Annotated in this window: 9 protein-coding genes; 4 read left to right on the plus strand and 5 right to left on the minus strand. The window is 58.8% G+C overall.

Features of this window, described 5'->3' with window-relative positions; all coding sequences use genetic code 11:
* Positions 1 to 259: 259 nt before the first annotated feature.
* Complete coding sequence (locus VJV58_RS19975) at positions 260 to 1,330, minus strand: YeiH family protein (RefSeq protein WP_324139098.1); 1,071 nt, start codon at positions 1,328 to 1,330, stop codon at positions 260 to 262.
* Positions 1,331 to 1,455: 125 nt separating this feature from the next.
* Complete coding sequence (locus VJV58_RS19980; RefSeq protein ID WP_324139099.1) at positions 1,456 to 1,701, minus strand: hypothetical protein; 246 nt, start codon at positions 1,699 to 1,701, stop codon at positions 1,456 to 1,458.
* A 252-nt stretch (positions 1,702 to 1,953) separates the two neighbouring features.
* On the opposite strand from VJV58_RS19980, the gene VJV58_RS19985 reads away from it, so the two are divergent.
* The 4 genes from VJV58_RS19985 to VJV58_RS20000 all read left to right on the plus strand — a co-directional run bounded on the left by VJV58_RS19985 (position 1,954) and on the right by VJV58_RS20000 (position 6,996).
* Positions 1,954 to 3,552, plus strand: coding sequence for an FAD-binding oxidoreductase (locus VJV58_RS19985; RefSeq protein WP_324139100.1), 1,599 nt, complete (start codon positions 1,954 to 1,956; stop codon positions 3,550 to 3,552).
* Positions 3,553 to 3,698: 146 nt separating this feature from the next.
* Positions 3,699 to 4,871: a zinc-dependent alcohol dehydrogenase gene (locus VJV58_RS19990; RefSeq protein WP_324139106.1), complete on the plus strand. Its 1,173-nt coding sequence runs from the start codon at positions 3,699 to 3,701 to the stop codon at positions 4,869 to 4,871.
* Between the two features lie 8 nt (positions 4,872 to 4,879).
* Positions 4,880 to 5,434, plus strand: a complete 555-nt coding sequence (locus tag VJV58_RS19995; RefSeq protein WP_324139101.1) for a cyclase dehydrase — start codon at positions 4,880 to 4,882, stop codon at positions 5,432 to 5,434.
* Positions 5,435 to 6,735: 1,301 nt separating this feature from the next.
* Positions 6,736 to 6,996 (plus strand): hypothetical protein, encoded by a 261-nt coding sequence (locus VJV58_RS20000; RefSeq protein WP_324139102.1) that lies wholly within the window; start codon positions 6,736 to 6,738, stop codon positions 6,994 to 6,996.
* Positions 6,997 to 7,208: 212 nt separating this feature from the next.
* Here the strand turns inward: VJV58_RS20000 and VJV58_RS20005 are convergent, their stop codons facing one another.
* From VJV58_RS20005 to VJV58_RS20015, 3 genes are all read right to left on the minus strand, one after another.
* Positions 7,209 to 7,394, minus strand: coding sequence for a hypothetical protein (locus tag VJV58_RS20005; protein ID WP_324139103.1), 186 nt, complete (start codon positions 7,392 to 7,394; stop codon positions 7,209 to 7,211).
* Positions 7,387 to 7,989: a hypothetical protein gene (locus VJV58_RS20010; protein ID WP_324139104.1), complete on the minus strand. Its 603-nt coding sequence runs from the start codon at positions 7,987 to 7,989 to the stop codon at positions 7,387 to 7,389. Before VJV58_RS20010 ends, VJV58_RS20005 begins: the two co-directional genes overlap by 8 nt.
* Before the next feature lie 463 nt (positions 7,990 to 8,452).
* The coding region (locus VJV58_RS20015; RefSeq protein WP_324139105.1) for a hypothetical protein at positions 8,453 to 8,675 on the minus strand (223 nt) is incomplete at its 5' end.

The raw sequence follows: 8,675 nt of genomic DNA on the forward strand, positions 1-8,675 counted from the left end.
CGGACCTCATAATGGGGGGACTGGATTTTCTTTTCATTTCGTTTCTCTCCTTTTTGTTTTTACGGTTGGGAAGTCCCCCAACTTGCCGCCTGAACAACTTAGCCGCAGATGCGTACCCGGCAAGCGGAACTTGACCGCAAACTGCCCCAGCACCTCGAAACTAAAGTAGGTATGCATTAATAGCAGCGCTCGAGCCGGAAATGCCCCATCGCTGCATAACGATTTCACACCCGATATGATCCCATCCTGATCAACGTGATCAGCGGGCGCCGTAACATACGAAGCAAATGCCGAGCCCGAAAAGAAAGAGCAACGACAGCGTCACAGCCGCGGTGACTTTACCTCCGACTGTACCGACGACGCGCAAATCGACTCCCAAACCCAACGCCGCCATTGACATGATCGTCAGAACGCTTGCGGCGCGCTGCAGCAAAAACACAGCGATGTCGGGGATAAGACCAACCGAGCGGAGCCCAGCCAACAAAAAGAACCCGACGATGAACCATGGAACGGTGTCGAACAATCTATTCGTTCCGGAATAGGCCGATGATTGGCCGCCCCGGAGACGACGCGCGGATAACGCGATGCACGCGACCAGGGGCCCGAGCATCATTACTCTTATCAGCTTTACCAATGTGCCGATCTGGGTGCTCACGAGCCCGACCGGCACAGTCGCCGCCAACACTTGTGGAACGGCGTAAACGGTCATGCCGGCAAGGATTCCATATTGCGTTTCTGAAAGGTGCAGCAGCGGAATCAAAAGCGGTAGCGCCAGCACCACTATGACCCCCAGCACCGCAGTGAACGAGATCGAAGATGCCACGTCCTCACTGCTTGCTCCGATCACCGGCGCAACCGCGGCAATAGCTGAATTGCCGCATATCGAATTTCCGCACGCGATCAGGATTGACAGCCGAACTGGCAGGCCCAGCAGCCGGCTTATGCCAAAGCTGACGGCAAGCGCGAGAACAACGATGATGACAATGGCGCCGAGCAAGACGAGACCCGAGGCGGCAATCGCAGCAAAGCTCAAGGATGCTCCGAGCAGCGCAACAGCCACCTCCAGCAATTGCTTGGCGCTAAAAGCAATACCTTTTTGCCAGCGCTGCGCCGGCTGCCAAAAGGTGCGAATGCCGATCCCGAGCAAAATGGAAATAACAATGGCTTCAACGTAGGGATGCGCGACCAGGGCCTCTTCGAATGTTTGAATCGTGAGCGCGAGCAGCGTCAACAACGCGCAGAGCCCCAGTCCCCGACTCAGTGGGGCGGCCTTCACAATCGCTCTGCCGGACAGCCCGGCTTTATAAGGGGGGTCAACCTGGCGTGGCACGCAAAATCCTTCGACAAAGAAGAATATGCGCTAAATCACCTGGAATCGATAATGTTTATTCTGAGCACGGTCCTGAGCGAGGCTGATGTCCATCGCTGCACAAGGACTGTCGCCGGACGCGGGCCTTAACGCGCGAGGACAGGACCCGCACCGATTGCGCTGCTTACCTCAAGCGCTCGCTCGGCTGGATAACAGGTGATGCGGGCGGCTATGATTGCCACCACAACCAGCCAGAACACATACGGGCCGATCCGGCCGACATTCCCGGCCACGGGGGTTGATGTTTCGTTCTCGCTGCGAACAGCATCGGGCATGGCCTCGCCAAAGGCGTCGAATTTCTCGGTCAACATCGCTGAGCCGGTGTCCTTCATCGGGCATCTATGTCGCAGTTTCGACCGCCAAAACAATGGTCGGGAGTTTCAATGTTCATCCCGAAACGAATGCTTTGTTTTAGCCAATGAGCCTCTGGAAGAGAGTTTTACTTCCGGAGCCTAGCGGTCAAATCAGAACTCGCCAGTCGTGATCGGTCGAAGACGAAGCTTGCCGACGCCGCGTCGTCGCGAGAGAGTGCGTGCAATGCCCCAAGCAGAGCAATGCGGGCGGAAAATTCAGGGAGGTGATCCATGAGCGGCGCGAGGCTTAAACATTACGGCTGGGGCCGCGAGGGCGAGGGCATGACTCCTGCGGAGCAGGATTTCGTGCTCGGGCGCTACCGCGCGAAATTCGCGCGCGATAAATTCGAAACCGTCCCGGTGCCCCGGCTCGAGGATCTGAAATTGCGTCCGGCGCGCGTAAAACCGCCGGCGGCAATTGCCCACTTCTGCACGAGCGATCGCTACGACCGCGCCGCGCATGCTTACGGCAAATCGTACCCGGATTATGTGCGTGCGATGCTTGGCGATTACGATTGCGCACCCGATGTTGTCGCCTATCCGCGCAATGAAACCGAAATTTCCGCTGTTGTGGACTGGGCCGGCACCGTAAGCGCGTGCCTGACACCGTTCGGAGGCGGCTCAAGCGTTTGCGGAGGAGTCGAACCACAGGTCGACGGCATCCGTCACAAGTCGGCTGTTACGCTCGACCTGCGGCATCTGGATAAGGTCGTCGAGATAGATCAGACCTCTCGCGCCGCGCTGATCGAAGGCGGCACCTTCGGTCCATCACTGGAAAATCAGCTCAAGCCGCACGGCGTCACGTTACGGCACTTCCCCCAGAGTTTCGAATACTCGACGCTCGGCGGGTGGATCGCCACAAGGTCCGGTGGTCATTTCGCCAGCCTCTACACTCACATCGACGATTTTGTCGAAAGCCTGCGGGTGGTGACGCCACGGGGCATTTTGGAAACGCGCCGCCTGCCCGGCTCTGGGGCCGGCCCAAGCCCCGATCGCATGCTGATCGGTTCGGAAGGAACGCTCGGAATAATTTCGCGCGCCTGGATGCGGCTGCAGCCGCGTCCGAAGTTCCGCGCCGGCGCATCGATTCGTTTTCAAAGCTTCTTCGCTGCCGCGCGCGCGGTACGCGCGATCGCGCAGGCTGGCCTGTATCCATCGAACTGCCGCATCCTGGATCCCCAGGAGGCTTTCAATACCGGCGCAGCGGACGGTAGCGCAGCCATTATGGTACTCGGCTTCGAATCCGGTGATCACTCGCCGGACGCATGGATGACACGAGCCCTCGAATGCTGCGGCGATCACGGTGGAAAGCCGGAGGCCGCAAACGCTGGCGATGCGCATCTCGAAGGCGCGGCTGGCATATGGCGCAACGCCTTTATTCGCATGCCCTACGCGCGCGAGTTTCTGACACCGGCGGGGCTCATCAACGATACCTTTGAGACCGCAATCACATGGGATCGGTTTGAAACCTTCCACGACCGGGTAAAGTCCGCGACCGAGCGGGCGATCGTTGCGGCGACTGGGGTGAAAGGCGAGGTCACCTGTCGTTTCACCCACGTGTATCCGGACGGGCCCGCGCCCTATTTTTCATTCCACGCTCTCGGTCGTCATGGGGCACTTCTGGAGCAGTGGCAGGTAATCAAGAATGCCGCGAGCGACGCTCTGATAGACGCAGGTGGTACGATCACGCACCATCACGCGGTGGGCCGTGATCATCGGCCCTGGTACGACCGACAACGTCCCGAGCTTTTCGCGTCCTCGCTTCGGGCCGTCAAAAAAGAATTAGACCCGAACGGGATGCTCAATCCGGGAGTGCTGATCGATGCGTGAAATTTCAGGGGCTTCACGCAAAGCACTTGGTGACCAAAAACGCGCCTGAGGGGAACGAACGCCCGTCCTTGAGGTTCGATACCAGAACCGAGCAGCAGGGCTTGGCAAGAGCCCAGGCTTGGCGCACGCAAGACGGACGCAGCCCCATGAGAGCACTTGTTTGGCACGGAACGGCAGATATCCGTTGCGAGAGAGTTCCTGACCCTGAAATCGAAGATGATCGTGACGCAATTATCAAGGTGACCAGCTGCGCGATTTGCGGCTCAGACCTGCATTTGTTTGATCACTTCATGCCTGGGATGAAATCGGGCGACATCATGGGTCATGAGACCATGGGAGAGGTGGTCGAACTGGGGAGCGCGGCCAAGGGCGCGCTCAAGGTTGGCGACAGAGTCGTGATACCGTTCACTATCATCTGCGGCGAATGCGAACAGTGCAAACGTGGCAACTTCTCGGTCTGTGAACGGAGCAACCGTAACAAGAATCTAGGCGATAAAGTCTTTGGGCACTCGACCGCCGGTCTGTTCGGCTACACGCACCTGACAGGCGGATATCCGGGCGGCCAGGCTGAATACCTTCGGGTCCCCTTCGCCGATAAAACGCACATCAAGGTTCCTGATTCCATTCCTGACGAAAAGCTTCTTTTCCTCTCCGATATCTTTCCGACCGGATGGCAGGGAGCGGCGCAATGCGACATTCAGCCAACCGATACGGTGGCAATCTGGGGCTGCGGGCCTGTTGGCCAAATGACCATACGTAGTGCAATCCTGCTGGGCGCAAAGCAAGTGATTGCAATTGATCGGCTGCCCGAAAGGCTGTCGATGGCCAAAGCCGGCGGCGCGATAACCATTAACTTCGAGGAAGAGAGCGTGATCGAGCGGCTGAACGAACTGACCGGCGGCAAGGGCCCCGAGAAATGCATCGACGCCGTAGGCTTGGAGGCTCACGCAACGGGTTCGATCGATTCAATGTACGATCGGGCAAAGCAGGCGATGATGCTGGAGACCGATCGTCCGCACGTGCTGCGCGAAATGATGTATGTCTGCCGCCCCGCCGGCGTTCTCTCGATTCCTGGCGTCTATGGTGGCCTTCTCGATAAAATTCCGCTTGGGGCCGTCATGAATAAAGGCCTCACCATCCGCACCGGGCAGACGCATGTGAATCGATGGACCGACGACTTGCTCAACCTTGTAGTCGAAAACCAGATCGATCCGTCATTCGTCATTACCCATACAGAACCGCTCGAACGCGGACCCGAGATGTACAAAACTTTCCGCGACAAGCAGGACGGCTGTGTGAAAGTCGTGTTAAAGCCGTGAGGTGACACATGCGTAGTGCAATTGCGCCAACAGCCTTGCGTGGTCGTTCGCAATCCACGCACGATAGGATGGCCAAGGGTCTTGGGTATCTTTCTATCGCGCTTGGCGTCGCTGAACTGGTGGCGCCACGGGCAGTGTGCCGGGCCGCCGGGCTCAACGGAATGGAGCGACTGGTGCGCTCATACGGGGCACGCGAAATCGCTACGGGAGTGGCGATCCTGACGAGTCATAATGCGGCGCCGTGGATTTGGGGTCGGGTCGCGGGTGACATGGCGGATATCGCAACGGTCGCGACAGGAATTCGACAGAACGGCGAGAAAGCAAGCAATGCCGTCCTCACCCTCGCCGCTCTCGCCGCCGTCACCGCTATGGATGTGATGTGCGCGTCCGGTCTTGAATCCGAAAAGGGCAACCGAAAAACAGCGGTGCCGGACTACAGTGATCGCAGCGGTTTCCCCGGCGGTCTTCAGGCCGCGCGCGGCGCCGCACTGCACCTCAAAATTCCCGCGGACATGAAAACTCCGGAGATATTGAAAACGCCCGAAATGTCCGGTTCGAGTTAATCTGCTTCGTGAGCGCTTGTAGCTGTCGCGACCATCGTCCTGTCCCGCGCGTCTCTTTTCAATTCACATCAATTCACACACTCTTTGGCTTTCGATGGGCCAAACCTGCCAGCAGCTGCCCGGGACTGGGCCGCCCGCCGGGGAACCAGCGCACCTTTTGGCAGTTAGTTGCGTATGGACGACCTGTTAGAAAGTGCGATTGACGCCATCCTGAACAGCGCCGACGGAGATGTCCGCCAAGCGATGCGAGCGATTCTGGTCGAAAACGTCCGACTACAGGCCGAACTGAATCGCAGAGACGGCACCCCGCCCAGGAAGGTGAGCGGTCCGAAGATTCAGCTGCATTAATATCTCGAATATCTCGTCCAACCTTCTTCGATTTGCGTTTGCATGCGGTGGTCTATCGCCATGTTTTCAGTGCTGCATGCATAGAATAGAACAGCGGCCTCAGCTGGGGGGTAGCTGAGACCGCTGCTTCGGAGGTAGTCATCTTTGAGGGACAAACTACGAAGAGAAAACGCCTGTGCCGGAAAATTGTTCCGCGCAAGCAGCACTTTTGGAAATGAGCCTAAGCCGTTGCTTTCCCAAGCTAAATACACAGAACGTAGGTTCCGATACGGAGCCGTTCCGGCGGGGCGACCGGAGTTGCGCGTTCAGTTGAGCGGCAGCCAAATTATATCGCACGAGCTGTTGCAGCGGTTGCAGTGAGCCGGCTGCGCAAAAGTATTAGCCAGCTCCCATTGCTGTGATTCGTTACTCCACTGTGCGGTCGCATGAGAGATGATGTCGTCCGACTGACAGTGAGAGCAGACGGGGGTGGCCCTTCCCGCCTGCCGACTGAAGACGATCCCCGCCTGCTGGCTCGGACTGAATGGATTGAGAAGTGAAGGGTGTGTCATCTGCTCCCCGTTGAAGCTGCGAGATCACCTATAGCGATGGGATCTCGCGATTCGTCGCCATCCCGTGCGCGGATCAGGTGCGGTCTCGCTGATCGACCACGCGCACGTGTCAGGTTGCAATTTAATGCTGTGACCGTGATTGTGTCTTCATCGGAGCATCTCATTCATTGTGGAATCTGTTGATAGCTCGAGTCAGGCGAAAATATTTTGGCCGGTGTGATCGATTTGATCGAAGACCAAGTCCATTCGCAGTTCACGTTAAACAGGTGGAGAAGTCCCGGCGGGAGAATCGGTAACTTGGCTTGGGTACGTGAGTCGGCTAGTTCAAATTGAATAAGCTGCGAGCGCTCGAATGCATGTTGCTGGGCAGATTCCAAGCAGCCGGGGACGAGGGGTTCAACAATGCGGGTACGTTGGGGATGTGTCGCGGTGATCTGCCTTGGGTTGGCGCCGCAAGCGGAAGCCGCCGAGCACTCCGGACTCATTCACCGCGCATCCTGTTCGGTAGTTCGGTTCTACGTCGCTAAGTTCTCGGCATACGCCGCCGAAGCATGGGCACGGAGCCATGGAGCCACCGACGCGGAGATTGAATCCGCGCGGCGTTGCCTCAGAGACGCTCCTTCCCAAACCGCGCGGGCAACCACGCGCTGGGTCATTCAGTGACCGGCAGATCGGGAAGCTAGTTCGGCCAAATAGCGGCGAAACTGTCGCTGCCCCACGGTTGGGCGGTCGAATACAAGATTCGAAATACAAGGATAGGAAATACAAGGATAGGATTGTGTGTTGGACCAAGGTTCGCCTGCGGGGCGACAAGTCCACGTTGAACTCGCGCCCGCTCGCGCATCATCGAACATCACTGCCGAGGCTGCCCACCATTATGAATGACCGCTGGTCCTGGGCTTTTTTCCCGCAGCCCGATCCGATTTATCGAGCCCTCCCTTGTCCTTCGGCGCTGGCCCATCATCAGTGACGCTCACTGTTTGGGCTCGTTCCTTATCGGCCGGTTGCTGCTCGCCTCGCCCGGTTCGAGTGATGCCCTGCGTATCCTTATCTTTACTCATGGGGACCTCCGCGCAACCAATCCGCCTGTAACCAGCCCGTTCCGCTCCGTCCCATCTCGGCAGTAAGAGTTCCGCTTCGTTGCTCACAACAGTTTTTTTGGAACGACAGATTATCTCGCGCGGTTGTCTTCTTTCTGAGCGAGGGATAGCACATGAGAACAAGGGCTATCGCATTAGCTACGGCTACGGTTTTGTCGCTGACGTGCACGCTCGCCTTAGCACAGACTGGTGGCGGCGGATCGGCGGGAGGCACTTCCGGTGGCGGCACGTCGACATCCGCCGCCAGCGGTCCTAGCACCGGCAGCGGAAGCGCGGTCGGAACGCCTAACGCCGGTTCGGCCGGCGCAGGCACTGCCGCGGTGAGCGGAGTCCCGAGCGGCCCAGCGAACGTGGGCGGCCTCAACAATTCCGCAAATGATCCCAGCGGCGCGGGCAACGCCCAGAAAGTTCCAGCTCCGCCGGGAACCAACACATTGGGAACGGCCAACGCGACGGGATCCCCCAATGCAGTCGGTGGATCAACCACGGGAATGAGCGGCAGGCGGATCGACGGGACGGTCACTCCCGGACCTTCGATGCCCGGTGATCTGGACATAAAAGCCGAAGATTCGAAGGTCGACGCAAAGATAAAGAGCATTTGCAGGGGATGCTGAGGTCGGCTGAAAGCTTCTTCTAAGCAACTCGACCGTTCCGGGAGGTCGGCTGAGGGTTCCTCCTGGGTGCCTGACAGGAACCGAAACTGAGCCCCCGCGTTTTCGGGCGGGACACCACATGGAGTTTTTCACATGCGTAATCATTTGCTCGCTTCGTGCGCGATCGCCGCAATCGCCTTGGGCGGTGGGTTGGCGAAGGCGCAAAATCCTCAATCCCAATCTCCCTCGACCACAAGTTCCCCGCAAAGCGCCGAGCACGGTCGCGGCGGCGAGTCCGCTCAACGACAGGGTGGATCGACAGCTTCCCCGGGCAAAGCCGCAAGCGAAGAGAAGAGCGGCGGGAATATGACGCGCCGAGACGCGACCGAGCACCGGGCAGACGAGCGGTCCGAATCGCAAGACCGCTCAGAGCGCAGTGCGCGCGGCGAGGGACGCGCGGAGCAACGGTTCGACCGGCAAGAACACGCTAACGACGAACGGGGCCGCCGCGGAGAGGAACGTTTCGAAAGACGCTCTGATCGGCAGGATCGGTTCAATGATGAGCGGGGTCGTCGTGAAGGAGCACGCGCGGAGCAGCGCTCGGACCGCAGGGAGCGATTCAGCGACGAGCGAAGTCGCCGTGGAGATG

Source organism: Bradyrhizobium sp. (assembly GCF_035273305.1).
Taxonomy (GTDB): Bacteria; Pseudomonadota; Alphaproteobacteria; order Rhizobiales; family Xanthobacteraceae; genus Bradyrhizobium.

Coding starts and splice junctions, on each gene's coding strand:
- VJV58_RS19980 (WP_324139099.1), bottom strand. CDS start 1,701: ATGAAGGACACCGGCTCAGCGATGTTGACCGAGAAATTCGACGCCTTT.
- VJV58_RS19985 (WP_324139100.1), top strand. CDS start 1,954: ATGAGCGGCGCGAGGCTTAAACATTACGGCTGGGGCCGCGAGGGCGAG.
- VJV58_RS19990 (WP_324139106.1), top strand. CDS start 3,699: ATGAGAGCACTTGTTTGGCACGGAACGGCAGATATCCGTTGCGAGAGA.
- VJV58_RS19995 (WP_324139101.1), top strand. CDS start 4,880: ATGCGTAGTGCAATTGCGCCAACAGCCTTGCGTGGTCGTTCGCAATCC.
- VJV58_RS20000 (WP_324139102.1), top strand. CDS start 6,736: ATGCGGGTACGTTGGGGATGTGTCGCGGTGATCTGCCTTGGGTTGGCG.
- VJV58_RS20005 (WP_324139103.1), bottom strand. CDS start 7,394: ATGAGTAAAGATAAGGATACGCAGGGCATCACTCGAACCGGGCGAGGC.
- VJV58_RS20010 (WP_324139104.1), bottom strand. CDS start 7,989: ATGTCCAGATCACCGGGCATCGAAGGTCCGGGAGTGACCGTCCCGTCG.